At 53.6% G+C, this 24835-nt stretch carries 21 protein-coding genes and 1 tRNA gene; 5 read left to right on the top strand and 17 right to left on the bottom strand.

Translation table 11 applies throughout. From position 1 onward, the window contains the following. Positions 1-96: 96 nt before the first annotated feature. From AB1L42_RS15570 to AB1L42_RS15545, 6 genes are all read right to left on the bottom strand, one after another. Positions 97-2349: a serine/threonine-protein kinase gene (locus AB1L42_RS15570; protein WP_367057596.1), complete on the bottom strand. Its 2253-nt coding sequence runs from the start codon at positions 2347-2349 to the stop codon at positions 97-99. A 43-nt stretch (positions 2350-2392) separates the two neighbouring features. Continuing rightward, positions 2393-2956, bottom strand: a complete 564-nt coding sequence (locus AB1L42_RS15565; protein ID WP_367057593.1) for an ECF-type sigma factor — start codon at positions 2954-2956, stop codon at positions 2393-2395. 328 nt (positions 2957-3284) lie between these two features. Beyond that, positions 3285-3434, bottom strand: a complete 150-nt coding sequence (locus AB1L42_RS15560) for a hypothetical protein (RefSeq protein WP_367057590.1) — start codon at positions 3432-3434, stop codon at positions 3285-3287. A gap of 111 nt (positions 3435-3545) precedes the next feature. Continuing rightward, positions 3546-3767, bottom strand: a complete 222-nt coding sequence (locus AB1L42_RS15555) for a hypothetical protein (RefSeq protein ID WP_367057587.1) — start codon at positions 3765-3767, stop codon at positions 3546-3548. A 170-nt stretch (positions 3768-3937) separates the two neighbouring features. Further along, positions 3938-4516 (bottom strand): hypothetical protein, encoded by a 579-nt coding sequence (locus AB1L42_RS15550; RefSeq protein WP_367057584.1) that lies wholly within the window; start codon positions 4514-4516, stop codon positions 3938-3940. 269 nt (positions 4517-4785) lie between these two features. Then, entirely contained in the window at positions 4786-5190 is a 405-nt protein-coding gene (locus AB1L42_RS15545) for a phage integrase SAM-like domain-containing protein (RefSeq protein WP_367057919.1), read from the bottom strand. Between the two features lie 307 nt (positions 5191-5497). On the opposite strand from AB1L42_RS15545, the gene AB1L42_RS15540 reads away from it, so the two are divergent. Further along, positions 5498-5650: a hypothetical protein gene (locus tag AB1L42_RS15540; RefSeq protein WP_367057581.1), complete on the top strand. Its 153-nt coding sequence runs from the start codon at positions 5498-5500 to the stop codon at positions 5648-5650. 65 nt (positions 5651-5715) lie between these two features. Here AB1L42_RS15540 and AB1L42_RS15535 read toward each other — a convergent pair. Further along, positions 5716-5789, bottom strand: a tRNA-Met gene (locus AB1L42_RS15535). Between the two features lie 1680 nt (positions 5790-7469). Here AB1L42_RS15535 and AB1L42_RS15530 point away from each other — a divergent pair. Then, entirely contained in the window at positions 7470-8357 is an 888-nt protein-coding gene (locus AB1L42_RS15530) for a sugar phosphate isomerase/epimerase family protein (protein WP_367057578.1), read from the top strand. 37 nt (positions 8358-8394) lie between these two features. Here the strand turns inward: AB1L42_RS15530 and AB1L42_RS15525 are convergent, their stop codons facing one another. From AB1L42_RS15525 to AB1L42_RS15500, 6 genes are all read right to left on the bottom strand, one after another. Then, positions 8395-8952 carry a flavoprotein gene (locus AB1L42_RS15525; protein WP_367057575.1) on the bottom strand — a complete coding sequence of 186 codons (558 nt, stop codon included), beginning with the start codon at positions 8950-8952 and terminating at the stop codon, positions 8395-8397. Between the two features lie 81 nt (positions 8953-9033). Further along, positions 9034-9819 carry a ferritin-like domain-containing protein gene (locus AB1L42_RS15520; RefSeq protein ID WP_367057572.1) on the bottom strand — a complete coding sequence of 262 codons (786 nt, stop codon included), beginning with the start codon at positions 9817-9819 and terminating at the stop codon, positions 9034-9036. A gap of 92 nt (positions 9820-9911) precedes the next feature. Beyond that, complete coding sequence (locus tag AB1L42_RS15515; RefSeq protein ID WP_367057569.1) at positions 9912-11234, bottom strand: BBP7 family outer membrane beta-barrel protein; 1323 nt, start codon at positions 11232-11234, stop codon at positions 9912-9914. A gap of 643 nt (positions 11235-11877) precedes the next feature. Next, positions 11878-12609, bottom strand: a complete 732-nt coding sequence (locus AB1L42_RS15510) for a hypothetical protein (RefSeq protein ID WP_367057566.1) — start codon at positions 12607-12609, stop codon at positions 11878-11880. A gap of 78 nt (positions 12610-12687) precedes the next feature. Continuing rightward, on the bottom strand, positions 12688-13653 hold the full coding sequence (gene floA, locus AB1L42_RS15505) for a flotillin-like protein FloA (RefSeq protein WP_367057563.1): 966 nt from the start codon (positions 13651-13653) through the stop codon (positions 12688-12690). Positions 13654-13789: 136 nt separating this feature from the next. After that, a complete protein-coding gene (locus tag AB1L42_RS15500; RefSeq protein ID WP_367057558.1) occupies positions 13790-15043 on the bottom strand; it encodes a GspE/PulE family protein in 1254 nt (417 codons plus the stop codon). A 248-nt stretch (positions 15044-15291) separates the two neighbouring features. Between AB1L42_RS15500 and AB1L42_RS15495 the strand changes: the two genes are divergently transcribed. Then, complete coding sequence (locus AB1L42_RS15495) at positions 15292-16527, top strand: family 16 glycoside hydrolase (protein ID WP_367057555.1); 1236 nt, start codon at positions 15292-15294, stop codon at positions 16525-16527. Between the two features lie 302 nt (positions 16528-16829). Further along, positions 16830-18245: a hypothetical protein gene (locus tag AB1L42_RS15490; protein ID WP_367057552.1), complete on the top strand. Its 1416-nt coding sequence runs from the start codon at positions 16830-16832 to the stop codon at positions 18243-18245. A gap of 220 nt (positions 18246-18465) precedes the next feature. On the opposite strand, the gene AB1L42_RS15485 is transcribed toward AB1L42_RS15490, so the two are convergent. Then, complete coding sequence (locus tag AB1L42_RS15485; protein ID WP_367057549.1) at positions 18466-19935, bottom strand: dicarboxylate/amino acid:cation symporter; 1470 nt, start codon at positions 19933-19935, stop codon at positions 18466-18468. A 228-nt stretch (positions 19936-20163) separates the two neighbouring features. On the opposite strand from AB1L42_RS15485, the gene AB1L42_RS15480 reads away from it, so the two are divergent. Then, a complete protein-coding gene (locus AB1L42_RS15480; protein ID WP_367057544.1) occupies positions 20164-21471 on the top strand; it encodes a glucose-1-phosphate adenylyltransferase in 1308 nt (435 codons plus the stop codon). A gap of 157 nt (positions 21472-21628) precedes the next feature. Here AB1L42_RS15480 and AB1L42_RS15475 read toward each other — a convergent pair whose 3' ends face one another. The 3 genes from AB1L42_RS15475 to AB1L42_RS15465 are packed head-to-tail and all read right to left on the bottom strand — an operon-like array spanning position 21629 to position 24734. Further along, the gene (locus tag AB1L42_RS15475; RefSeq protein ID WP_367057541.1) at positions 21629-23098 is read right to left on the bottom strand and encodes a tripartite tricarboxylate transporter permease; all 1470 of its coding nucleotides are present in this window, start codon (positions 23096-23098) and stop codon (positions 21629-21631) included. 35 nt (positions 23099-23133) lie between these two features. Then, positions 23134-23709, bottom strand: coding sequence for a tripartite tricarboxylate transporter TctB family protein (locus AB1L42_RS15470; protein ID WP_367057538.1), 576 nt, complete (start codon positions 23707-23709; stop codon positions 23134-23136). Next, positions 23706-24734: a tripartite tricarboxylate transporter substrate binding protein gene (locus tag AB1L42_RS15465; protein ID WP_367057535.1), complete on the bottom strand. Its 1029-nt coding sequence runs from the start codon at positions 24732-24734 to the stop codon at positions 23706-23708. Before AB1L42_RS15465 ends, AB1L42_RS15470 begins: the two co-directional genes overlap by 4 nt. Positions 24735-24835: the final 101 nt, after the last annotated feature.

Genomic DNA, 24835 nt, shown 5'->3' with positions numbered 1-24835 from the left:
TTGGCAAATGCCGTCTGATTTGCCTCCGAAAGAGTAATGCGAAATTGAGGCGTAAGCGGGGCCAAGAATTCCCTCAAAAATTGATAAGACTTCGACTCAATCTGCAATCAGTTCCTCGGCGAACCGATCGAGTTGTTTCAGTCTGGGGTCAATGGCAGGTGTATGTCCCTTCACCACGATACTGGCCTCCCGGTGATTAAGCAGGAACTCAATCCAGTCCACCCAGGGAATCGACGGTGAGCCGGATTCATTCCGCACACTTTCATCGAGTAGTTGATCCAAGAGTGCTTGCGACTGTTCAAAAGATCGCAACGCATCGTCTGCATTTCCCATCCGATGATGAGCAATCGCGATCAGTGGGTGAGCGATTCCTCTCCCGAACCATGTCGCATCATTTGATGCTTCAAGACGCTGCAGCGCTTGGACGTGGTGCCCGGCTTTTAGATGAGCCCAGCCCGCCACGTAAAGGTTCATCCCGTAATACATTTTTGCGTACTTGTGCTTCAGATTCGCATGTGAATGAACAGATTTCTCCTCGGCGGATTCCGTTGTCTCAAGAAGTCGTTCGACTTGAGCTGCAAGCTCTGCAGCTGTCAACTCGGATATCTCTCCAACCAGGAGTCCTCGAGCTGCCACTGAGGCGAGATCTTCTTCGCGCGAACCTTGAAGCTGTTCACAAAGTTGCGCGTAAGCAGTCGATTCATCCGTGTAGTACAACAATTGCGGGACGCCTGAAAGTTCTGCCTGATCGACTGGACACCCCAACTTGACCGACATTGCAAAGTCTGCTGCCGCTGCATCCCAGCGTCCAAGTTTCGCATTCAATTGCCCGCGCTCGAGCCAATCAAGAAAGTATTTCGGCAGCACCTCTGTGGCTTCAGTGTAAGACCTGTAAGAGTCAAACCATCGCTGTGCATCGGAGTGTGCACGTCCGGCTGCGAGTAGAACTGTCATCGTGTTTAACCGATCGTTAAATCCTTCCACTTCGAGCCGGGCCTTGTTTGCGGCTTCTTCTGCGGCACGTGCCTCTCGCAGCGCAGTCTCCTTCTGATCACGCTCCTCGATCGCTACTCGTGCCTGCCACAAGCTGACGCCCGTTCCGAGAATTAGCGCGGCGGTCACCAGTGATACCGTCGAGATGACGACCTTGTTCCGACGGGCAAATTTTGAGAATCGATACCACGCCGACGGAGGTCGAGCCTCGACCGGTTGGTCAACGAGAAACCGCGAAACGTCTTCAGCCATCGCCCCGGCAGTTGCATATCGGCGGTTGCGATCCTTATCCAGCGCTTTCATAACGATCCAGTCGAGGTCGCGCTTCATTGATGAGGCGAGACCGGTCGGATCGAGCCGACGATTGACCGCGACTGTCGTCGCAATCTCGTTGTTGAGAGTGCTCAGTCTCGTACTGGGGCGAGGTGGGTCCTCTTCCCGTATAATGCGGCGTAATTCATCGAATCCAGCTGTCTGCAGACGATCCGGTGCGAACGGTGTTGAACCCGTCAGAATCTCATAAAGCAAGACCCCCAGCGAGTAAATGTCGCTGCGAGTATCGACGTCATTCGCGCTCATCTCTGCCTGCTCCGGACTCATATACGCCGGAGTGCCAACCATCGACGCAAAACGTGTATAGAGCGTCCTCACGGTGAGACTTTGTCCGATCGCCTTAGCAACCCCGAAATCAATGACTTTCGCCAGTGGCTGACCATCTTGAATGGTCACTAAGATGTTCGACGGCTTGAGATCGCGATGAATGATCCCTTTCTGATGGGCATGCTGCACGGCATTGCAGATGGTCACGAAGAGGTTGAGCCGCTCAGAAACATTCAACTGATGGTTGTCGCAGAATTCCGTTAACGGAACTCCACGAACCAGTTCCATGACAAAATAAGGCTGAGCGGTTTCTGTCACTCCGGCATCGAAAACGCGGGCAATGTTGGGGTGATCCATCAATGCAATCGCTTGACGTTCGGCTTCAAACCGGGTGAGTACTTCCCGCGATTCCATCCCTGGTTTAATGATCTTGAGTGCGACGCGACGACGAACTGGTTCCTGCTGATCTGCGACGAACACCAGTCCGAACCCACCTTCGCCGATCTGCTCCATCAGTTTGTAGTGACCGATTGCGGTGCCCGGTTCGTGAAACGATTTTCCGAGTCCTTTAGACACGATCGGTGTGTCCAGCGGGTTGGCTTCCCGGTCGTGTTCTCGCAACAGCGCTGTCACTGCCGCGTGCAACTCCGGGTTGCCACGACACGAAGATTCCACGAACGCCGCTCGTTCACTCGTCGATTCAATGTCGAGAGCATCCAGAAAGACGGATTTTTCTGATGGAGACTGGGAACTCATCAAAGACCTGTTTTCTCCCCTAGCAGACGAATATCTCTGTGTGTTATTGCGATTCCTGATTCAATTCACGCCCCAACCAGGCTCTGGCGAAAGCCCAGTTTCGTTTGACGGTGCGAGCCGAAATTCCGAGTGCCTCGGCCGTTTCATCGACACCGAGACCTGCGAAATATCTGAGCTCAACGAGCTTGGCCAACTCAGGTTCATCCGTGGCGAGCTTAGTGAGTGCCGCGTCGAGATCGAGTAGCTCATCAATATCCCCGACATCGATGATGGCATCACCTTCGAAGATTGCTCGCTGGTTCACCGCGCCTCCACGTTTGAGGCTCTGCCGTCGCCGGGCATTCTCAACGAGGATTCTCCGCATCGCCTCGGCCGCGGCCGCGAAGAAATGAGACCGCCCGTCCCACTTCACGTCGGCATCCCCAACCAGTCGAATATATGCCTCATGTACGAGCGCTGTTGGCTGCAGAGTTTGGCCTGCTTTTTCTTTTTCTAACCTGTAGCCGGCCAACTGTCTCAGCTCCGCATACACGAGAGGCAGCAAGTCGGCCGCAGCTGCGACATGACCTTGCTGAATTTGCTCCAGGATTTGCGTCACTTCCGACATTGACACTTCACGTTTCGAGTAAAACGCTAGAAATCATACTTGATCCGCAGAAAGTTCAATTGCTGATCACCTTTCACTGGGTTTGAGCGAAGACCAACAGCAACCTCAAATGCGACCCAAAACTTGATGACCGAATTTGCCTTCCGTTCAGTCTACTAATGCGAAATTGGGCAGGTTCTGGGGACAAGGAATCTCTGCAAAAAATGCTATGGTCGGAATATCGAAAAGTCTGTCATCGATTTCGCAGCTCCGCCATGACCGCTTTCTCCAGCTCGGTGAGATCTCACTCGGCCAGGACGGCTTAAATTTCACCGACGATGTGTCTGAGTTAGAACGGGTCAGTCGGTGGAGCCATCTCTCCGGGCCACGCGTACCGCTCTTCGACTTCACACAGGATGTAACAGTTTCGAAGCTGTCCTTTTTCGCGGGTCGGACATCCGCCAATACCATGGGAACCATCGAGTAGGAGTGGAACCATCCAATGTAGAATTCCGGTCGAACTTTGATTCTCCGAACGGGCACTGAGTTGAATCGCTTGCTCTTCCGACAATCGAACTGAGAGGGGTGAGACGCTTCTCTTGTGCGGTTCTTATTTCGTGCGAGGGACACAGTGTTCTTTGGAATCGCGCACCAGCGATCTCTTCTGAGACGATGCCCTGTGTTGTTCATTCGAAGCTGGCTCGGGAGTTTCCGCAGGTGGGCCATCCCACCACGATCCGTCGTCAAACTTCTGCTCGCCGACTGTTCCCCAGAAGTTCCACCGGCTCGACTCCAGATCGATCGAGAACTGACGCCCCGCCATTGCAGCCATCGACTGATTGCCACGCGTCTCATCAGGAAGCAGCTGCAGACCGTACCAGCGGAGGGCATGCAGCGACCGAAATGGTTACATCGCGATCGCGAAACCACTTTGTTCCAGATGTGACCTGCGATCCTCGGGGCTCATGACTCAACATCCTCCCGATGGATCTTGGAAACGCCTCAGCAGGGAAGTCGGCAACTCAGTGAAGACTCAAAAAAGAAGCTGCCCTGGAGCAACCCTGCTTCGACGGGCCGTTCGAAGCAGGGGTATTCGCGTTGCTCGACAGGGCAGCGATCAAGGCAGGAGGGCTGACCTGCCTTGATGATTTCGGCCGCCCGACACAGGCAGCCGCCGACGCCACGCAGCGACGGGTTGAGTAAGAATAGTCGGTCCGGTTCTGGTTCAACATCCGGACAGACGAAAGTCAACATCACAGAGTGTTGGGAAAGCAGATCTGTGAATGTCGTCAGTTTGGACCAACCAGCCGCCACGAATCCATTCAGCCAATTTCGGAAAAACAGGCTGGAACAGTAGCGGCATTGATTGCTTCCCGAATCGCGTTCGTCGGTCGTTCGTAGTTCTGCGCTGAAACGCCCGGCACTGAATGGCCGGCAATCCACGATCCCAACTTGATCGAATCGAACGCAGCGTTGTAATCCGTCACGACTCGTTGCCGAAAGTTCTTCAGCTCCACATCGGGCAACCCAGCCGCTTCGCAAATCTCGCCGCGCCACGTTGTATAATAACCCCGCTCCCATGCGTCGCGTTTTTTCGACCAGCCGCCTCGCCGATCGAAGCCAACAAAGACCCGGTCGGAATGCTTGCGCTAGATCGACCTCAGATGAGCTTCGACGTTGTCCGTCACCGGCAACCCTTGTAACTTCCTAGTTTTCGATGCTCTGAAGCGGATCCGCTTGTCGGACCACAAGACGTTCTCCCAACGGAGACGCAGGCAATCTTCGGTCCGTTGCCCGTAGTTCCATTGTAGTACCAGCACGACTCGCCACAGCAAAGGCGTCGGGGGCATTCAACCTCCGCACTTCGGAAAAGTCGCGGAAGCGCAGCCCCGCCACAATTTCATGACCTCGTCGACCGTCAAGAGTTCGCGCTTTGGCTTCGTCTCGGCTTTCGAAAACCCCCACGAATCGGTCAGGTCGGACAACGCTGGAACGGACGGAATCACCCCAGCTCGACGTGCGATTCCAAACAGTCTCCGCAAATGTCTCAAGTACTTGTTTGCCGTCGTTTTCCGAAAAGTGCTATTGGCGACCAGTTCCTTGCGAAACGTCAATTTTGTTTCGTCGTCGACATCGGAAACGGGTATCGTTCCGACGATACTCTCCCAATGTGAAATCGCGGTTCGATATTCCTTCAGAGTGTTCGCGCTTACACCCGCGACTGGTTCGTAGCGTTGTTCGAAAACGTTTCGAATCGATTCGGAAGACTCGGCACCACAACCGAGAAAATTTTTAAGGTGTTTCGGAAAAGCGAAACGCTCACTTTGATCGGTCGATTTCCTCCCGAAACATTTCGGAAGAACGATCTAATGTGAAAGCAACGTAAGGAAAGAGAAGCCCTAGCACGGATGCAATCTCAGAAGAACCGTGCGGCGACGAACGAAAGCTTGGCCGAAGAAACCGTTCTCGCGCTCGCACGTCGCGCGGTCCTTCAGGCTACAGCCACACGGAAAGCAAAACACTACTGAACGAATACAAGGCTCAAAACAGAGCAAGCGTCGAATGAGTCCTTCATCCGTTGCACTGAAGGAACCGCCGCACTGTTCGTGCTTGGCCTACGTCAATTACAACGTCCCGGCCCTTGCGGGTTCCCGGCAACCGTTCCCAGAACAGCGATTCCGTCGGACCAACGAAAACCGGGCAGCGGATTTCTAATCCGCGTCCCGTCAAATGGTGAACATGTCTGCAAAAGTGTTCATTCGTACACTATGAACACAAAGTAGCGGTGGAGGGACTCGAACCCCCGACACGCGGATTATGATTCCGCTGCTCTAACCAACTGAGCTACACCGCCGGAAATTGGTATTCAGTCGGATGCCGCTTAGTTGCATCCTCCATCTTACCCTCTAACTATCGATGACTGCTCAGTTTAGGAGAGCACAATCATCAATGGTTTGTGCTGGAAAGGCAGAAAAATGGGGGCGCCATCTTTGCCTTCACCAACAGGGAGGCGGATTATTGCGAAGGAAGTTTGAATCTGCAAGCGCTTTCACTGTTTAGGCTTCGACAGTTTTTGAACCTTGTCCGAATTGACTGCTCAGTCAAAGGGTTTCCGCTCTTCTCTGCGATCGTCTGAACTTGATGTTGGAAGAATTCTGCACTGGCTCCCGGGAAACACAGAACCCTAGCGGAAAAGATGCACCAGAGGCGGTGTTGGTCCGTCAGTTTCGAAATCTAGGGATTGTTACTTTAAAGGTGGCGGCCTATCATTGCTCCGAATCAATCCATGAAGAGTCCAATGCGATCTTACCTTCAAATGATCTTGAGCTTTGCTCTCATCCTGCAGCCGCTGGCGACAGCAGGAGCGGGGGGAGTGCGTGATCAGTTGGAAGCAATTGCATCAACTTGTTGTAGCGGCGATTCGTGCTGTTCAGGCGGTCAGATAGGCGTGGGAGCGACGGCTTCTTCGTGCTGTTCGCATGCGGGCTTCGAAGCTTCGTCGCGAGTTTGCTGTGTTCCGACTCATTCAGATGATCAGAAACATGCGAGTTCGGACGAATCAGATGAGTGCCCGTGTCAGGAAAACAGCTGCCCGTGTTGTGTGCCGACAGTGACTCTGTCCGCGATTCTTTCAAATGAGTTGACGTCTTTGTCTGCAATGACCGGCTCAGTCACGCTTTTGGCTGAAGTCTTTGCTGGTCGAACTGAGGAGCCGGATTCTCCGCCTCCAAAATCGGTTGTGGTCGCTTAGTTCTTTTCGACCGCGAATGTTTCGCACGCACAGCGACTCTGTGTGATGAGAAACATCTTCTTCGGCTGCGTTTGCAGTCTCTCACAACCGTATTTTTGGAGTGAAGAATATGTTTAAGGTTCTCAGTCTTGGTGCGACTTCAGTCGCCCTCATGATGATGGTCAATCTTCCCGTTTCACAAGCGAAGATGGACGTTGCTTCAGGCTCGACGTGCTGTTGTCTCGATGCTGCGGCTTGCAGCGCAGCACATTGTGACGACTGCGATAACTGCGTATGCACATCGCAGGCTTCAGACTGCTGTCTGAGTTGCGATGGCTGCGTGAATTGTTGTAGCGACGGGGTTTGCAATTCGGACTGCTGCGTCGGTGGCGTTTGCAGTACCGGTGAATGCTGTAATGCCGTGAGTGGTTGCACCTCAGAGTCCGTGGCAATCTAACGGAAAGCAAAGGCATTCCTGTCGACTTGATCCGTCCTTCCTCCCAGTTGAACTGATGATTTGATTGATTCGAAGCTGGAACGCCCGAGCAAACTTACGACGAAAGTCGCCCGCTTTCTCTCTTGAGGAAGCGGGCTTTTTTGTTTTTCAGCGAGGCTCTTGGGCTGCGACTTTTGAGGGTTCGTCTGATTGATTCGGATTGGTTTTTCAATGCGCGAACCAGAACGCAGATGTGATCGCCGATTGTTTTTTTTCCGAAGTCCGAGAACGATTGATGTTCGGTTCACGATCCATGATGATGAGTGAAGCTCGCTTGTCCTGAGTTTCGATCTTAAGAGGAATGTGTGATGGAACAGACTCGCCGTGACTTTGTGAAAACTGCAGCGATTGGTGTCGGAGCGACCATGCTCGGTGGCAATCCACTCGCTCAAGCAGCTGAAGACAAACGCCCTCGATCGAATCAGGGGAAAATCTTCAAAGCAGACAAAGGAGGCGGGATTGGGGCCAACGAAAATGAGATGATCGCGAAGCTCGAGTATTACCAAAGCCTCGGCTTCGACGGGCTGGAAGGGGCCAGCCCTGGGATTCCTGATCTCGATGCTTTGAATCGGGCCATGAAGAAGTCTGGAATGCCGGTGCATGGTGTTGTCGACATGGTCCATTGGAAGCAGCGACTTTCGGATCCGGATCCAGCTGTCAGGGAAATTGGACGAGCAGCTTTAGAGCAGGCTGTTCTGGATTCCAAAGCGATTGGTGGGACGACCGTCCTTTTGGTTCCGGGAAGAGTGTCCGGCGAAAACGAAACTCACGATGACGTTTGGAAGCGGTCAATTGTCGAAGTGCGGAAGGTGATTCCCGTCGCTAAGCGAGAGAAGATCAAGATTCTAGTCGAGAATGTCTGGAATGGATTCTGTGAAACTCCGGAACAGTTCCGCGATTACATCGACGAAATTGACAGCGAGTGGGTCGGTGTTTACTTCGATATCGGGAATGTGAGGAAGTTCGGAAAGCCAGAAGACTGGATTCGTATGCTCGGCCCACGAATTGGAAAACTCGATGTGAAAGACTGGGGCGTCGAGAACGGATTCTGCCGACTCGGAGAAGGGGATGTGGACTGGCCGGCCGTTCGAGAGGCACTGGCCGAGATCAACTACACCGGCTGGGCAACTCGAGAAGGACGCGATAATTCGCTCGAAGACACCGCGAATCAGATGGACATTCTTCTCGATCTGTAAAGCGAGTCAGCTGTCGAATTCCCGGTAGCGTGACGCGTTAAGAATCCTGTGAGAAGGCGGCTTCGAGTTCCTCTCGAATTGTGGAAGGAGCCGCCATTCTTCCGGGACCGACTGACTGGCAACTGAGCCAGCCTGCATCAGGCCCGATGATTCGAATGCCGTCGTCCTCAAGCTGCTGGACGTTTCTCTGCACTGCAGGCTTGGACCACATTTCGTTGTTCATCGCTGGAGCGACGTAGATTGGACACGTCACGGCCAGTGACAGTGTTGTGAGAAGATCGTCCGCGAATCCGTGTGCGATGCTTGCGATGGTGTTGGCAGTTGCGGGTGCGATCAAGAATAGCTCGGCACGTCGAGCCAGGCCGATGTGCTCACCGATAAAGTGTTCCTGCGGGGAAAATAACTCTGTGTAGACCGGTCGACCTGTCAGTGCTTCGAATGTCGTTTTGCCGATAAACTTCAGCGACGATTCAGTCATGACCACTGTCACTCGGGCTCCAGCCTGAACGGACTGGCTGACAAGGTCTGCGACTTTATATGCAGCGATGCCGCCACTGATGCCGACGAGAATTTCTCGATCCTGAAGTGATGACATGTTCGTTCGCTGCTGTCTTGAAGGGCCGATGAAGGTTCTTTCGAGTTGACGTTTGAAGTGTAGGCAGCAAGTCAGAGAGACTCAATCGGTTGCCTGCTCAAGTCGTTTGACAAATTCTTCGGTCATACCGGAATCAAGTCGCGCCTGTCGTTGAAAATCGTCACCTTTGGCTTTGGATGGTCGTAGCGGCCAGTGGAGATGTTGCTCGAAGGCTTCCCAGTCCGTGAGGTGATCGGGTTTCAGCTTGCGGAGCCAATTGAGACCGAAGGCGACGTGCTCAATTTCGTCGTCGTGGATCTTTCGCATGATCGTGGCGCTCCGTTGATCATCGACTGCGAGAAATGCTTTTTCCAACTCGAGTGTATGGTCGAGATTTCGTCCTTCGAAAACGAGTGGAAGCCCCGCGAGATAGTCACAGATTGACTCGAATTGCATGGCTTTCTTCCAGATATAGCAGTTGACTGGAAGGTCTCCGAAACTGATTCCCAGCTTGGCTGCCCGTTCGGAGTGCATGCGGGTGTGACGTTGCTCGTCTTTCATGATCTCGACGATTCCGGTTCGGAAATCTGCCGGGGCATCCGGAAAGGCAAGCAGTGTCCATGCCATGACTTCGAGAGCCTGAAGTTCATGGTTCGCCAGAATGTGATGCGTGACAGCCCGTTTCGTCGGATCTTCAAGTGCTCCCGGAGCGGGCATTTTGGGAGCAGCTCGACGCGGCGCAAACTTGAGATTCTCAGGTCGAGTTGGCTCAGCGACTCGCAGCGACTGGCCAGGAGCCAGATCAGTCATCGGTTCTGTGACAGGTTGTAATTTTGTCTGAAGGTCGGAACTCAGCAGAACTTCTTCAGCAAAGCGTCGAATTTCCATCGTGCCTCAGGTCGTCATGATTGCTCTGAAAACGAAACTGTTGTCGTCGCTGTATCATTGACGGCTGAGGCGGGAATTGCGAGTGCGGGCTGTTATTGAAACGCGAGTTCGACACCCAGGACGAGTCCGTGAGCGTAGAAGTTGTCAACTGAGTCGTCGATCGTGATCGCTGGAGGATCGCTCGATCCGGCTGCTGAGTTGTAGTAGAGGCTGTCATACGCTCGTGCGTATCCGCCACCGACGAGAAGCTCGTAAGCGATGAACATCGACAGGTTCTTGGTCGCCTGACATTTCGCTGAGACCGAGAAGTCGAACGTCGGAGCGAATCGAGTACGGGCGTCGTCGAGGTTGCGAGGTGTCTCGTCAGCTGCGAAGAGTTGTCGAGTTCCGAGTTCGTTTTCGATTCGGTTCACACCGAAGAGGAATTTGGCATCGGTCGCCAGAGTAAGTCGTTTGATCTGCGAGACGAAACGAACACCGACCTGTGGTCCGAAGACGTGGTTCTGTGTGTGCGAATCAATTCGGTGGTTGAGAATCGTTCCGGGGTCTGGAACATCTTGTCCGGCGATGAGCAGATCTTCGCTGAGGTTGATGTACTGAATACCAAGGATCGGTCGGACTTCAATTCCCACGTTCGGAGTGAGAGGGTTACAGACCATGTTGAATTCGGTTCCCCAAACTCGAGTGGCCAGCGAGGCTCGGTAGCTTTCACTGAAAAGAATCATCGTTGAGTTGCTCAACTGACCTGCTTCGAGCAATGTGATTGCACCGATTTGAAAGTCGTTGAGGCCAGGGACGATCATGTCGTTGAATGGCACAACGCGTTCGACTTCTTCTGCTTCTTCCAGGATCCAGATGTTGGCTTCCAGTTCACCGATGGACATGGGAACTCCCACGGTGAGTCGAGATCCGTTGAGTCCGCTGTGTTCGGTGTCTCCGATTTTAGGAACGATCACGGTTGTGAATGGTCGCAGTCCTGTGACTCGGTCTTGAGCATTGAGTCGATGGTCACGATCTCTTCCGGAGAGGTCGAACGGTCCATTGATCGGGTCGGGAAGGACGGGGGCACCCAGGCGAGTGTTGTCACCGCCAATTCCCCAGTTGAGGTAGTCGTAGCGAATCCAGGTGTTGCGGAGAGTCGATTCGATGAGCAGTCGAGAATCGGAATCACCGCGATAGAAGTCGCATCGTTCCTTAGGAAAGAGATCAGCGTAAAGTGGTGAAGATGGTGGACAAGCTTCTCCTCCATCCCAGTATTCCGGGGGAGGTGAGCCCATCGGATAGTGACCCGGAGGCATGGCTTCGCCGTGGCTGACTCCGTAGGCCTGCGGAGGCATCCATTGGTCTTGAGCATAGCCCACCATCGGAAGCAGTCCCGAAATGAGCAGAACTTGGGCAGTCAACCAACGAGTCATAGTGTCGATCCTGATCGCATCTCGAGCGGGTGAAGCTCTTCGAGGACTGTTGAAGCCGAAACCCAATGGGAATTCGGATGCAACAGCCAATCGGCCTTACGGCTTTCCGTTTAGTGCTCTCTTGAATGAGTGAGAATGTCGACCGACCGGTCGCGCATCAGCACTCCGTATCCTTGGTATCGGTCAGGATGGGGTGAGAAGTTAGGAGAACTTTACGGAATTTGCCGATCGCAACAGTCTTGACGGATTTGCGCCTCTTCGAAGAGCGCATAGCTACCTGACACGAAGGCTGCACTCGATGGATCTGTCATCCGTATAATTGCGTAGACAGAGAAGGTTCTAGCTGAGAACAGGCACGTTAGGTCCTCTAATCAGCCCGACAGAGTAACCAATAGAAAAGAAGTTGCGTCACCTACTTTGCAGTTCGCGCGACTGAGCGAAGCTAGAGCGATTTCGGGAGGTATGCGCAAGATGGGAAGCTTTTGTTCGGTGCGGTCAGCGAGACCATCAAGGTGGGAGAAAGACCTCAGGTTCTCTCGTGAATAACGGTTTCTTCAGGGAGCTTGCATACCTGCGCAATCTAGGACATGCGTCTAAGACAGCTGAGGCGCGTCCCGCGATTGAGTGTTCTGGCCCGACGGCCTTACTGGCTTCTCTGATTTCTCAACGCGGCTGGCGGTGAGAGAATTTCATTGAGAAGAATCGCGTTCCGGATGCCGTCCTTGTTTCGCAGGAGATTGCCGATCAGGTTTCCCTGAGAGCGAGCGTTGCGGGTTGTCGAAGCAATTCCCATTTCCCCGGTCGAGTCGCTTCGAGCTGCGGTGAAGACACTCAGATGTTCTGCCACCGATTGATCGACGGCGTGAGGGAGATTTTCCTTCGGTCGAGCAGCCTGTTTTGATTCGTTCTTTGTGCGTCGTGAAGCAGCTTCTGATTGAGAAGTACGCCGGCGTTGAGGCTTTTGCTCTGGGCGTTGTTGCTGAGCAATCGGTTTGGATGGCTGAGGTGCTGGCTTCTGTTGTTCCCGTCTTGTCTGCTCTTCCCAGATTTCGCGACGAGAACGTCGTCGTTTCGGGGGACGTCGCTTTGCTTGGCCAGGCTCTGCAACGACCTCGACGTCATCAGTTCCACCCTGATTGCGGTCATTCCGCTGGTTTCTTGCTTGGTTGAGAAACTGGTCGATCTGATTCTGAGTTTTCCGTTTGAGCTGCGCCTGCGGACGTTGACCACGTCGGTTGGGGGGATTGGCTCCCCCTTTTCCCTGGGCCTGATTAATGAGGTTGACGACCCATCCGACGAATGCGATGAGGAAGAAGACGACACCGAAAAAACTTTCGATGTCGGCCAGAAGGGAGATGTTTGCGATATCGTTCATGTGTTCCCCTCACAATGACTCAGTAGTCAACGGGGTCTCTGAAGGCCAGCGAGCGAAGTCTGCTGGTAATTCTATCACTTACTGATCTGCTGGTGGGGCGACTTCGTCTCCCATTCCGGCAATCGACGCTCTCATCGATGTATCGGCTTGAACGTTCTTGAGCTCGTAGTAATCGAGAAGTCCCAATTTTCCTTGACGGAATGCAGCAGCAATGGCTTCTGGCACGTCTGCTTCCGAGAGAACCACTTCCGCGCGGTTTTCCTGAGTCTTGGCGACCATCTCCTGCTCTTGAGCAGCAGCTGCGGCACGGCGTTGTTCTGCACGAGCTTGGGCAACTCGCATGTCTGCTTCCGCCTGATCGGCCTGAAGTCGAGCACCAATATTGTCGCCGACATCAATGTCCGCGATGTCGATCGAAACGATTTCGAACGCTGTTTGTGCTTCGAGGCCTTGATTCAGCACGGTTTGCGAGATTCGGTCCGGGTTCTCAAGGACTTTCGCGTACGATTCTGTGGAACCGATGGCCTGAACAATTCCCTGACCGACGCGGGCGATGACAGTTTCTTCTGTCGCTCCACCGATCAGCTGTTGGATGTTCGTTCGAACGGTCACTCGGGCACGTGCTTTAAGCTGAATTCCGTCAGCAGCGACGGCATCCAGTGTTCCGGCGTTCTTGCGAGGGTCTGGGCAGTTAATGACCTTTGGATAAACGCTCGTCCGAACTGCGTCGAGGACGTCTCGTCCAGCGAGGTCGATCGCTTGGGCCACTTGCCAGTCCATATCGATATTAGCTCGATGAGCTGCGATGAGAGCGCGAATCACGTTCGGGACGTTACCACCGGCGAGGTAGTGGGCTTCCAGTGCTCGCGTGGAAATGTCGTATTGGTCGGTCAGTCCCGCTTGGACAGCCATAATCTTGCTGCGGACGATGACGCTGGGGTTCACCTTCCGGATTGACATCATGACCAGGTTTGCCAGGGAGATTTTGGCTCCGGTCATTTTGCACTGAATCCACAGGCCGAAATAGCGCGCCAGGATAGCCATTATGATCAGAACGACTATCGCCCCGAAAATCAGGCCAATGATCCAACCCATCTGAAGATCCTCGTCTCTGCGTTACAGTTTCGTGCGGTGGAATCGTAACTTGTGAATTTATATGTACTTCTGTGTACGGGTTTCGTCAAGGGTCGGGAGAAATTGTGGGGGCATTGTCGTTTGAAAAGACACACGGACCCAAGACGCGTGCACATTCGGACAATGTCGTCTCGCCCTGTTCAACGGCAGAGAGTGCTCTTTGGACCAATGAAATCATCCCGGATTTCAAAGCAGCAGCATTAATTTCCCGAGCGTCGCTGCGATCGAGGATTTCTCGGCTGATCGAAGCGGATTGAGGACGCAGAAATTCCGCGATCGCAAATCGTCCTGAATATCCCAATCCATTGCACTCGGGACAGGCTTCCTGACGGTTCTGCATACATTGGCAGATTCGCCGGAGCAAGCGCTGAGCGAGAACGCCCATGAGTGCGCTGCGAAGAACGTAGGGCTCAACGTCCATGTCCGTCAGGCGGCTGATCGCTTCAGCGACCGATGCTGCATGAAACGTTGACAGGACGAGGTGGCCGGTCAAAGCTGCCTGAAACACAATTTCGGCGGTTTCACGGTCTCGGATTTCACCGACAAAGATGACGTCTGGATCCTGACGCATGAGCGAACGCAGGCCGAGTTGGTACGTCAATCCGGAATCGATTTTGACCTGCGACTGTGAAATTCCCGCGATCTCTGCTTCGACAGGGTCTTCCAGCGTGCAGATGTTTCGGATTCCGTACGCGGTGTTCTGCAACTCTCTGAGAAGAGCATAAGCCGTTGTTGTTTTTCCAGAGCCTGCAGGTCCACAAATCAGAAACAGGCCGGATGTTTCTCCAAGTGATTGTTCAATTCCGCTGGTGACATCATCAGAAAGGCCAAGATCGCGGACGAATCGAAACTCTTCAGACCCAATAAAAAAGCGGACGACTGCTTTTTCGCCATGCAGAGTTGGAAATGTGCTGACTCGAATCTCGCTGACATCTTTTTGAAGCTGCGTGCCACGCGATTTCACCCGCCCCTCTTGCGGAACATCGGTTCGATAGGTCAAGAGACCGGAAATGACCTTCAGTCGAGAGATGACATTCGCAGCAAGCGGGACCCGAGGACCGGGCTGCAAGACTCCATTGATTCGAAACCGGCTGACGAGCATTCCATCCCTGGATTCCGGCACGAGATGCAAATCGCTGGCTCCGAGTTTCTCGGCGGTTTCAATGAGTGAGTTGACGGCTTCAACAGCGAATGTCTCCCGAGAATTCAGGTGTTTTTCGAGCGTTTTCCCCAACTCTGCAAGCAGTGGAGACTCTGTCGCGAGTGGCCTTTCGACCTCAATTTCGGTTCGTTCGGACATCACGTTGCCAAAACCCATTCAAGTTTGAACATCCAAGACAATCGGACTTCGGCAAACTTCGCCGACACTTGTTTCCTCTCCGTACGCAGCACTAACTGCTCGTGCGGGAAATTTCGATCGCTGATACAGTTCCCCTCCATCCTAACGCGGTGATTGATTCAATTCCCACGCAGAAAGCTTATGCGTTGATCGAATCCGCTTCCGCGACTCAATTCAGGCCTTTTCGCAACCAGGAACTGACCGCCGTGGTGATTAAGAAATCTGTGATCTGTTTAGGTTTCGCATTGTCAGTTGCTACGGGAAAACCAGTCCTGAGTGATGAGCCGAATTCGGCTCAGCCGACATATTCTGATGAAAACACGGACTCATCGGGGTTGCGCCCGGTTTCTCCGCCTTCGCTTGCGCCCATTGATCAGCTCGGAGAGAAACCTGAATCTGCTCCAACATTACTGCGAGTGCCGAATGGTTCGCTGAAACCACTGCTGTCGCCGCCAACAAATACAAAGCCCGGCGTGGCATCGACTGTTTCGCTCAACAGCTCCAACACTGCCCGCGAACCCGGGTTTGAATCTTTGCTTCCCGGAGAAGATCTCGAAGGCTGGACCGTTCAGGATGGCCGACCGGAAGTCTGGTCTCGATCGGGGAACGTGGTTTCCTGTCGAGGTCTCGGAGGAGGTTGGCTCAGAACGGAATCACAATACAGCGACTTCCATGTGAAGTTTGAATACCGTCTGGCGGCCGGTGGCAATTCAGGATTCGGTGTGCGGACTCCAGAAAGCGAAAACCCATCATTCGCGGGGCTCGAAATTCAGTTGCTCGATGACTCCGCTGAGAAATACGCGGACCTTCGCCCGACACAGTACACCGGGAGCGTTTACTACCAGGCAGCTCCTCAAAAACGCGCTCAGTTGAATGCGATCACAGAGTGGAACGCCTGTGAAATCATCTGCGTGGGCGATGCGTTAACGGTCGTCGTCAATGGCGAGACGGTCAATCAAGTCAATCTGGCAACTGGTCCACTGGACGAAAACGGCAAAGCGCCGGAGATCTGGCGGCTGTCTCAACGTCCTCCTCTCGGTTATCTGGCACTGCAAAGCCATTCCACCCCCGTGGACTTTCGGAATCTCCGCATTAAGGACCTGACAGTTCCTACGGACTCCGGAGTGCGGTTTGTTGAGCTTGAGGATGGATCTGGCGATGCTGTCGATCCTGCGGAAGATTCAGTCGTTTCGGTCCACTATGTTGGGCAACTCGGCGACGGTCGACGGTTTTCGGATACGCGAAAACTGGGCGAAGAAGTCACAGTCGCATTGGATGAAGTGATTCCGGGCTGGAAACATGGGCTCTCCGGGATGAAAGTCGGAGGCAAGCGGCGTCTGATCGTGCCGCCTGAGATGGGTTATGGGAATCAGGGGGTCACGAACTTGATCCCACCTGGGGCAACTCTGGTTTTTGAGGTCGAATTGCGTGGCATCCAGCGTTAATCTAAAACAACGACAAGTTCCGATTTGTCAATCGGAACTGAGTTGATGCATTGGCACGTGCATTCAGGGATTGCGATTCCGCTCTTTGGAGAGGAATCGTGTTGAGGTCAATTGTTCATTATTTCCCTTTTCGTCCTCACAATTCTTGCAATGTGGCTGATCGATTAACTCGATTGCAATTCCACTGCGACTGTCGTCGTGAAAACTCAAATCATTCCGGATCGGAATCTTTCGTTGCGCCGTGAAGCGGTTCCTTCTCCATCAGGAACTCCGTGAATCCGAGCAATTCAAGGGAAGCCAGTATGAATCAGGTGAAAGAGACCGCGTGCCCCGATTGCGGGGAAATGGTCCGCGTGAATTCGTTGCGCTGCTGGAACTGCGGCGCCTTTATGAACAAGGGAATCGAAGAGAAGTACATCGCTCTTCAGGCCAAGCCGCAAGAGATCATCTACAGTCAGATGCCCGACAACGAAGTCGCTGCCATCGATGACGAAGATGATGACTTCGAACTCTCCGTTCCGAGCACTTCGAGTGAATCTTCGATTTCGGAATTGGAAGACGCGTCTGCTCCAGCTGTGAACGAAGCGAAAGAAAATGCGGACGCAACACGTCCCGGTGGTTCGGATGCAGAACCTGCCGGCAGCGATGACTTGCTCGACATTGCGTTGAAAGACGAACGTGAACTTCAGAAACGACGAAAAGAACGCAGTCAGCGAGGAGGAATGAGAACTCCCGGCGGCGGAATTCTGATTTTCTGCCCGTATGGCTGTCGCATCGAAGTTAAAGAAGATCATCGCGGGATGCAGGGCAAGTGTCCGAAATGTAGCGCTCCTTTCATCGTCCCCGTCGACCCTCCGAAGTACAAAACCAAGAAGTCTGCCGATTCGCAAGATGAGGCAGTTGCCGACAGTGCTGGAGGCTTCGACGTTTGGTTGACTGATCTGCATCTGCACACAGTGAATCCGGAAAAACTGAAGTTGAAGGCAGACAGCCTGGCGAAGGACTTTGTTCCTGCTGACTTTGCGTTTTCCTCAGACAAAATCCTCGCTGCTGTTTTCGGAAAGAAGGGTGGAAAACTCTTCGGTGGTGGTGGCAAAGACGATCCGCGGTCGATTCTGAAGGCTCAATTGCAGGAAGGCAAAGCGATTGCCGACCTGGAACTCGCAGAGAAGTTTGGCTTCGATGCTGATTCATTGAAGCAACTCAAAGTCGTTCAGCCGACTGCTTCACGAGCCGAGTCAATCTTCCACGGGATTCCAGTCTTCGGCGAAGGCCGCATCGCGATCCAACTCCCCCATGTGGCCGACAGCAAAGACGTCCACTATGTCTCGTTGGGGATCACTCAGTTCTGGGCGTTCCGCAAAGCCCTCGAAGAGAAATTCGGAATCACCGACTTCGGCGGTGACGCTGGGATTCCGATGGAACGCAAGTATCGACCGTATCGCTGTCAGTTTATGGAGACCCAGATCAAGGCTCTGGACAATCTCGAATTCTACAAAGCTGACGATTCCATCGAACTCGAAGTCGTTGGCTTCCAATGCGGAAAATGCCAGACAACCGTCAGCACGCAAGGTCGCGATCAACATCAACTTGGCGGCAAGACGGCCAAAGGAATCGCAAAAGCGAAATGTCCGAAGTGTCAGAACAAGATGGGTGAAAACCTGCTTTATGACATCAAGGAACCGACTGCCGAAACTGCGGAAGCCGCTCGTTCGTAAAAGTTCGCTGCCACCGGTGAGCACAATCTTGATCAATTCACCGGTGATCGCTTGAAGTCGGCACCGAAGCGACTTCAGAATAATCAAAAATGCGAACAGGGTTGCTCCTCACGGGGCAACCCTGTTTTCGTTGATGGGATTCACTTCGCTTCTGCAGAAACTCACGCACGCTGAAGCGGTCGGCGACGAAGACGGTTCACGTCAGACGAGAACATTCCAGTCAAAGTGCTGGTGATGGACCAGTCTCTTCTGATAGCTTCTCGGGCTCAAAAGTCGTTTCCACGATGGCCGCTCCGCATGCATCTCCGAACACGTTGACGGCTGTTCGAAAGCGGTCGAGGAACCAGTCGACGGAGAGAATCAGCGTCATGTATTGCACGGGAAGTCCGACTGCGGTCAAGACGATGACCATTGTGACCAGTCCCGCTTCCGGAATTCCGGCTGCCCCAATGGCAGCGAGTGTGGCTGTCACCGCGACGATGATCTGCTGAGTGAGCGACATATCCGCACCCACTACTTGCGCGATGAAGATCGCAGCGACCGCTTCGTATAAGGCTGTCCCGTCCATGTTGATTGTTGCCCCGAGCGGAAGAACGAAGTCTACCGAACGGCGGGACACACCAGCTTCATCGACAGCGGACTCCATCGTCACCGGGAGAGTTGCGGAACTGCTGGCGGTCGAGAAGGCGGTGAGAATCGCTTGAGACATTTGCAGCATGAACTTGTAGGGGTTTCGTCTCGTGAAGACCCATAACAGTAGTGGGAGTGTCAGAAATGCATGCAGGGCGAGGCCGATCAGAACGGTGATCGTGTAACCCCATGTCCGCTTCAGTTCGAGAAAGAACGTGCCAGAGACATTGGCTTCACCAAAGCGGGCAGCGACCAGACAGAAAATACCTAGTGGTGCGAACTTCATGATCAGCAGGATGAAAGCCATCAATGCTGAATTGACTTGATGGATCAGGTCCGTCACCAGCGAGACTCGACTGCCCATCGTGGTGAGCAATCCTGCGAACACAAGAGAGAAGACGATCAAGGGCAGTAAGTTCGTGTTCACTGCGGACTCGAACAGGTTGTCGGTAAACATCATCAGAACGAGATTTTCCAGAATCTCGCCGATCCCTCGTTCCTGTTCCTGGATGAATTCGTTGTCGTTCAACGCTTCTGCAACGTCGCGATCTTTCACTCCAATATCTTCGGCCAACGTTGCGTACAGTCGGGCTTTGACAGATTCTCCTTGGGAATCCACCTGTGCGAGCGAGGACTCGTCGACCGTGTCGACGCCTGGGCTGATCATGTTGACAAGAATCAAACCCGCGATGACAGCGAGAACGGTTGTCGACAGATAATAGGTGACCGCAGCGAGTCCCGGACGGCCGAGCTTTCGCACGTCCCCAAGTCCCAGAATGCCACTCATTACGCTCGACATCACGAGCGGCACAACGAGCATTTTCAATACGCGGAGAAAAATCTCGCCGCCCATTTCGAGCGGGATGAGCCAGTAACTCGCACGATGCTTGATCAATGTGAGATATTCCGCGGAGCCTGGTTCTGCGCCTTCAGCATTGAGACCAATCGCCATGAGGGTCGGCAGCATCAATGCGAAAACGATCGCCGCGACAATCGCCAGAGCGATCCAGAGAGTCAGCCGGTGGTCACCTCGTTTCAAAGAATTTTCGCTGTCAGTCATAGGGCAGATTGCTCGCAATTGACGATGAAGAAAGTGTTTGAAAATGAGGAAACCGCGTTTCCACTCATCCTTGAACCTTTCGGCATCCTAAGTCGTTTTCGCGAAAGTGACAATTAGGATTGCGATTTCAAAACACCAATGAATTGGACTCGCGTTTCTGTCGGGAGTTCGACAGAATGGCCTTCGGAATCATCGATCAATTATCTCCTAAATGACTTGAGGTCTTACATGAACAACGTGGTCTGCTTCGTCCTCGGAGGAGGAAAGGGGACTCGGCTTCAGCCACTGACATCCGAGCGATCGAAACCGGCCGTCCCGATTGGAGGAAAGTACCGGTTGATCGATATTCCCATCTCAAACTGCATCAATAGTGGAATTCGCCGGACGTACCTTCTCACTCAGTTCAATTCTGTCAGCCTTCATCGGCATGTGCGTCAGACCTACAACTTCGACCCGTTCAACGGCGGTTTCGTCGAAATTCTGGCTGCTCAGCAGACCAATGACGGAGCGGACTGGTATCAGGGAACAGCTGATGCTGTTCGCAAACAGGTTCGGTACCTGCAACAGTCAGACATTGAGTATGTGCTGATCCTCTCAGGAGATCAGTTGTACCGGATGAACTTCCGCGAGATGCTCGACGTTCATAAGTCGAACAAAGCTGACGTGACGATTGCGACCCTTCCCATCGATCAGGAGAAGGCAGCTTCATTCGGGATCACTCGGCTCGACGAGAACGGACGAGTTCGTGGATTCCTGGAAAAACCGCAGTCTCAGCAAGAGTTGGATCACGTCAAAACGTCCCCGGAGTGGATTGATCAGCAGGGGATTGAAAGCAAAGGGCGTGAATACCTGGCGAGTATGGGGATCTACCTCTTCAATCGCGACACGCTCGTCGATGCTCTTTTGAAAACCGATTACGAAGACTTCGGACGTGAGGTCTTCCCGGCTTCGATCCGTGCCAAGCACGTTCAGGCCTATCTCTTCGATGGGTACTGGGAAGACATCGGGACGATCAAAGCCTTCTACGAATCGCAGCTGGAAATGGCTTCTTCAACGCCGCCATTCGAGATGCACAAAGCCGAGTCGCCGATCTACACACGGCCTCGCTTCCTGCCATCCACCCGGGTTGACAACGCGGAGATCAAAGAGAGTTTGATTTCCGATGGCTGCGTGATTGAGGGAACGTCAAAGATCACTCACAGCCTGATTGGTTTGCGAAGCTACATCGGCAAGAACGCCAGCATCACCGGAGTCGTGCTCATGGGAGCCGATTACTATCCGAGTGATCCAAGAGGAGCAACCAAGAATGCAGCCGATCCACCTATCGGAATCGGTGAGGGGACCATCATCGAAGGCGCGATCGTCGACAAGAACTGCCGAATTGGAAAACAGGTCGTGATCCGCAAGCCAAACGGATGTCCTGAAGATGGTCGCTGTGGTCCAGTCATCGTTCGCGACGGCGTGATCGTCGTGCCGCGTGGGACAATCCTGCCCGATGGCTGGAAGCTGGATAACGTCGAACCCTGCAAATTTTAGGGCAAGTTGCACTTTTCTCGTGCGAGTCAGTGCAAACTAAGTTTGAAGATGTTCTGAACGGTCTATTGTGAGTCCACCTGAAAAGGTGGACTCATTTTTTTAGGCAGAGTGTTTCAGGGCCTGAATGATGCTAATCATCTTTGCTGGGGCGGACTCTCTAAAGGCGCCTCTTGCGTCGCTGAAGCAATCGCAGTACTGGTTTGCCTGCAAAGGCCAGCACGAGTAGTGCGATCAGGCAAACGCAAATTGGGCGAGTCAAGAATGGTCTGAAGTCCCCCGAGCTGGCGATCAAACCGGCTCGGAGTTTTTCTTCGACCAACGGGCCCAGGATCAGTCCCAGAATCAGCGGGACGACCGGGACGAGACACGCTTCCAGAAAGAAGCCGACGACCCCGAAGGCGACCATGACTCCAACATCGAACATGCTGTTGTTGATTGCATATGCACCCACAGTTGAAAAGACCAGGACCGCTGTCAGCACCACTCTGCGTGGTAGCATCTGAATAAGTCCAAACGCCCGGATGCCCAGCCATCCGCACGGAATCAACAGCAGTTGTGTCACTAGCGCGACTGAAAAAATGGACTGAATCTGAGCGCCGCCTTCTTCGAACAGCATGGGACCGGGGCGAATTCCGTGAACCATGAGAACTCCGAGAACGATGGCGGTGACGGCATCGCCGGGAACCCCGAAGACCAGTGCTGGAATCCACGCACCAGCCACCGCTGCATTGTTTGCACTTGTCGGAGCAACGACACCGTCGACGGCTCCCGTGCCGAATTGTTCCGAATCCGGGGATGTCGTTTTCGCCAAACCGTAAGCACCCCAGGCAGCCACGTCAGCTCCCGCTCCAGGAAGTGCTCCGATGATCGTCCCGAGCAATGCCGATTTGACGACCAACCACTTTCTCTTCCAGATCTCAGGTACCGTCGACAGGAATGAAGTTCGTTCTCCAGTTCCAGAACTTGAGCCGAGGGTTTGTTCGCCCTGAACGTTCCGCAGGACTTCCGCAACTCCGAATAGGCCGATCATGACCGGAATAAAGTGCAGCCCAGCCAGAGCTTCGGTGTTGTTAAATGTATAACGACGAGCATTGCTCACAACATCCTGTCCGACAGTTGAAATGAACACGCCGATGACAGCCGCCATGAGTCCCTTTGATGTTTGCCCCATCGTGACCATGGCACTCATCGACAGCCCAAAGACACCGAGCCAGAAGTACTCATAGTCGCCGAACTTCAAAGCGAATTTGGCAAGTTGAGGGGCGATCACAATCAGCGTCGCGACGCCAATAATTCCACCAATCGAACTACATATCAAGTCGATCATCAGCGCGAAGTTTCCGCGTCCTTTCCGTGCCAGCTGAAACCCGTCCAGTGTCGCTGCGGCTGAGGCGGGGGTGCCGGGAATGCGGAGCCAAGTGGCCGGGATATCCCCAGCAAAGATCGCGGTAAAGCTGACCCCGATAATCATCGCCAACCCAGCTGTCGCACTCATGTGATAGCTGATGGGAACAATGAGCGCGACAGCCATCGTGGCGGTCAATCCGGGCGTTGCGCCGACAAAAATGCCGAGCAGCATGGCCAAAATCCAAGGAACCAGAACCGATAGCTGGAGCAATTCGCTCATGTTGAGAGCAACTTTTCGGAGGGAAATAAAGGGGCTTAAAAGAACTGAAACTGCTGGATTGCCTGTGGAAGCATCACTTGGAACAGGTTCACGAATAGCACGTAGACAACAGCACTGATGGAAGCAGTCGCGATGAAAGCTTCACTCCAGGGGCTGCCGAAGTTCTTCAGAACAAGAATCCCGAAGACGACGGTCGAAACGGCGAATCCGAAAATCGGCAGAAGGACCACGTATCCAATCAACAATCCGAGAGTGACAAGTGCTCGCAAGTTTCCACGCCGATGTTGTTTTGATTCATCGATCGACGAAGCTGGAAGTTGTTTGAGGTCAGGCTGACTTTGTCGTCGTTTGATCCACGCAGCAGCAACTTGCCAGAGACCGCCGACAATCATGATGATTCCGCAAGCGACAGGGATCGCTCGTGGTCCGGGATCCGATTGGCTCAAGCCGACCGCTCGAAAATCTTTTGCGAAGAAGATCGCCAGAGCACCCACAATGCAGAGAAACACACCGTAGCTGAGCGTTCCAGTGACTTCCGAAAGGCCGACCGCTTCAGGGGAGGGATCGTCAGGTGAGGGAGGGGAGTCTTGGGGGCGGTTGGTTTCGGTCACTGATGATATCCAGCCATTTCAATGACAGGTGTCCAGAGTGCTTCCTGTTCGTTCAGAAACTCTTTGAATTCCTCCGGTCCACGAACTTTCACAGCGAAGCCGTTGAGCTTCATGAATTCGAGGAACTCTTCTGAAGCTGCAATTTCTTCCGCGCGAGCCACAAGCTTTTCCGTGATCTCCGGCGGAGTCTCTTTCGGTAGGGCGAGGCCGCGCCATCCGACAGCCGACCAGTCGATGCCGAGTTCTTTCAGCGTCGGGACGTCCGGGAAATCGACGTGGCGTTCGTCATCCATCACTGCGAGCAACCGCAGCTCCCCAGCATCGATCTGTGGCTTCGCTTCGGGAACGCTGACAACAACTGCATCGATGTGGCCGCCGAGAAGTTGTGTTCGAGCGGGAGCTGAACCTTTCGACGGGACCCAGGTGACACGCTCCGGGTCAATTCCCGCAGCATGGAGCATTCCCACGCGGGCGAGATCCCAGATTCCTCCACTTGCGGTTCCGGACATTTTGAGCGGAGTGTCACCTGTTCGGACCGCTTCCAGAAACTCTTCGGTGGTCTTCCACGGAGCATCCGAGCGGACCACAAGAGCAGCGGAGTCAGCATTGTATTGAAGCAAGAGATCGTAATCGCGAAACGTGAGGTCGCTGATCCCCATCTGCTTCATCATGCTTAGTTCAACAGTGATGGCACCAAGTGTGTAACCATCGGGGCGAGCATGGGCGACGGCAGAGTGACCGATCGCTCCACTTCCACCTTCACGATTCATCACTACGACCGGTGTGTCCAAACGCTGTTGAAATTGATCAGCCCAGAACCGCGAGCACTGATCCGTTCCGCCGCCCGCTGACCAGGGACAGACAATCGTGATCGTTTTGTTGGGGTAGTTGTCGATCGCAGCTTGCGGATCGGTTGAACACCCAAGAGTCACAATCAAGGTGAGGGCCAACCAGACCGTCGACCAGCGTGAAATCTGCAATTGAAGAGGAGGAATTCCGAATTCGGACAGACGTAAATTGAGCACTGGCAGGCTTTCAGTTCATCAAGAGCGTGAAAAAAGACCTAGCGTCGCATCATCCCAAGCTGATGCAAATATGCAACCGTTCAGCTTCATCCCTAATGGGA

The sequence above is a fragment of the Thalassoglobus sp. JC818 genome, assembly GCF_040717535.1.
GTDB lineage: Bacteria > Planctomycetota > Planctomycetia > Planctomycetales > Planctomycetaceae > Thalassoglobus.
Note: the sequence above shows the minus strand (reverse complement) of the source record. Positions and strands in the feature narration are given on the sequence as shown.

Excerpts from the sequence above, each read along its gene's own strand:
- AB1L42_RS15530 (WP_367057578.1), top strand. The coding sequence starts at position 7,470 with ATGGAACAGACTCGCCGTGACTTTGTGAAAACTGCAGCGATTGGTGTC.
- AB1L42_RS15520 (WP_367057572.1), bottom strand. The coding sequence starts at position 9,819 with ATGGAAATTCGACGCTTTGCTGAAGAAGTTCTGCTGAGTTCCGACCTT.
- AB1L42_RS15540 (WP_367057581.1), top strand. The coding sequence starts at position 5,498 with ATGAGTCCTTCATCCGTTGCACTGAAGGAACCGCCGCACTGTTCGTGC.
- AB1L42_RS15500 (WP_367057558.1), bottom strand. The coding sequence starts at position 15,043 with ATGTCCGAACGAACCGAAATTGAGGTCGAAAGGCCACTCGCGACAGAG.
- AB1L42_RS15570 (WP_367057596.1), bottom strand. The coding sequence starts at position 2,349 with ATGAGTTCCCAGTCTCCATCAGAAAAATCCGTCTTTCTGGATGCTCTC.
- AB1L42_RS15555 (WP_367057587.1), bottom strand. The coding sequence starts at position 3,767 with ATGGCTGCAATGGCGGGGCGTCAGTTCTCGATCGATCTGGAGTCGAGC.
- AB1L42_RS15550 (WP_367057584.1), bottom strand. The coding sequence starts at position 4,516 with ATGGGAGCGGGGTTATTATACAACGTGGCGCGGCGAGATTTGCGAAGC.
- AB1L42_RS15490 (WP_367057552.1), top strand. The coding sequence starts at position 16,830 with ATGAATCAGGTGAAAGAGACCGCGTGCCCCGATTGCGGGGAAATGGTC.
- AB1L42_RS15475 (WP_367057541.1), bottom strand. The coding sequence starts at position 23,098 with ATGAGCGAATTGCTCCAGCTATCGGTTCTGGTTCCTTGGATTTTGGCC.
- AB1L42_RS15480 (WP_367057544.1), top strand. The coding sequence starts at position 20,164 with ATGAACAACGTGGTCTGCTTCGTCCTCGGAGGAGGAAAGGGGACTCGG.
- floA (WP_367057563.1), bottom strand. The coding sequence starts at position 13,653 with ATGGCTATCCTGGCGCGCTATTTCGGCCTGTGGATTCAGTGCAAAATG.
- AB1L42_RS15565 (WP_367057593.1), bottom strand. The coding sequence starts at position 2,956 with ATGTCGGAAGTGACGCAAATCCTGGAGCAAATTCAGCAAGGTCATGTC.
- AB1L42_RS15510 (WP_367057566.1), bottom strand. The coding sequence starts at position 12,609 with ATGAACGATATCGCAAACATCTCCCTTCTGGCCGACATCGAAAGTTTT.
- AB1L42_RS15525 (WP_367057575.1), bottom strand. The coding sequence starts at position 8,952 with ATGTCATCACTTCAGGATCGAGAAATTCTCGTCGGCATCAGTGGCGGC.
- AB1L42_RS15560 (WP_367057590.1), bottom strand. The coding sequence starts at position 3,434 with ATGGTTCCACTCCTACTCGATGGTTCCCATGGTATTGGCGGATGTCCG.
- AB1L42_RS15515 (WP_367057569.1), bottom strand. The coding sequence starts at position 11,234 with ATGACTCGTTGGTTGACTGCCCAAGTTCTGCTCATTTCGGGACTGCTT.
- AB1L42_RS15485 (WP_367057549.1), bottom strand. The coding sequence starts at position 19,935 with ATGACTGACAGCGAAAATTCTTTGAAACGAGGTGACCACCGGCTGACT.